Source organism: Thiohalocapsa sp. (assembly GCF_019695415.1).
In the GTDB taxonomy this organism is placed as follows: domain Bacteria; phylum Pseudomonadota; class Gammaproteobacteria; order Chromatiales; family Chromatiaceae; genus Thiohalocapsa.
Genome location: NZ_JAIFKJ010000356.1, coordinates 1 through 953, shown reverse-complemented (window position 1 = coordinate 953; position 953 = coordinate 1). Strand labels below are relative to the sequence as shown.

Sequence of the window (953 nt, the reverse complement as noted above, 5' to 3'; positions counted from 1 at the left end):
GGCCCTGTGTGCAGCGGCGGTAAGTGGGCCTTGAGCATGTCGCTCGCGGCCTCGGCCGGCAGCCGGTCGCCGCCCTTGGCGCCCAGCGCCGGGGCCAGGACGATGTGCGCGGGCCGGTGGCGGGCGAGGGGGGCGGCGACGGCGGCGGCGATGTCGGCGCTGCCGAGCAGGCCGATCTTGACGGCATCCACCCGGACATCGGCGAAGACGGCTTCGATCTGCTCGGCGACGAAGTCGGGCTCGACGAGCTGGACGCCGGTCACGCCGCGGGTGTTTTGGGCCGTGAGGGCGGTGATGGCGGCCATGGCATAGCACCCCTGGGCGCTGATGGCCTTGAGGTCCGCCTGGATGCCGGCGCCGCCGCTGGGGTCGGAGCCGGCGATGCTGAGGACGTTCCTGATACCGGCGTGGGTCACGGCTGCTCCAGGCGGCTGCGGTGAGCGGCGACGGCCCGGCTCAGCCCGGCAGCGGCGGCGCTAGGGTCTGCGGTGCCGCAGACGGCGGAGACGACGGCGAGTCCGTCGCAGCCGGCATCGAGTACGCAAGCGGCGTGCTCCGCGCTGAGTCCGCCGATGGCGACGGCCGGCAATGCCGTGGCCGCGCGAACCGTTGCGAGTCCATCGCAGCCGAGCGGCGCCGCATGGTCTGCCTTGGTGGCGGTGGCAAAGACGGGGCCGATGCCGACATAGTCCACGGGCAGGTCGGCGCATGCCTGGGCATGCTCCACGCACTGGATGGACAGGCCCAGGATGGCGTCCGGCCCCAGCAAGGCGCGGGCGGCCGGGATGCCCTCATCGGCCTGTCCCAGATGTATGCCGTCGGCGCCGATGGCGGCGGCCACCTGGAGGCGATCGTTGACGATGAGCGGCACGCCGGTGGGGGCGGGTGCGGCCTTGAGCGCGCGCCCCTGCTCGATGAGCGCCTCGTCAGGGGCCTCCTTGTCCCGTAGCTGG

2 protein-coding genes are annotated in these 953 nt (G+C 73.5%); both read right to left on the bottom strand.

The window, feature by feature from the left end; genetic code table 11:
- Nucleotides 1-416, bottom strand: a 416-nt coding sequence (locus tag I6U14_RS10185; RefSeq protein ID WP_296899011.1) for a bifunctional hydroxymethylpyrimidine kinase/phosphomethylpyrimidine kinase, incomplete at its 3' end; no start/stop codon positions are given.
- Nucleotides 413-953, bottom strand: a 541-nt coding sequence (thiE, locus tag I6U14_RS10180; RefSeq protein WP_296899009.1) for a thiamine phosphate synthase, incomplete at its 5' end; no start/stop codon positions are given. The genes I6U14_RS10185 and thiE, both read right to left, overlap by 4 nt.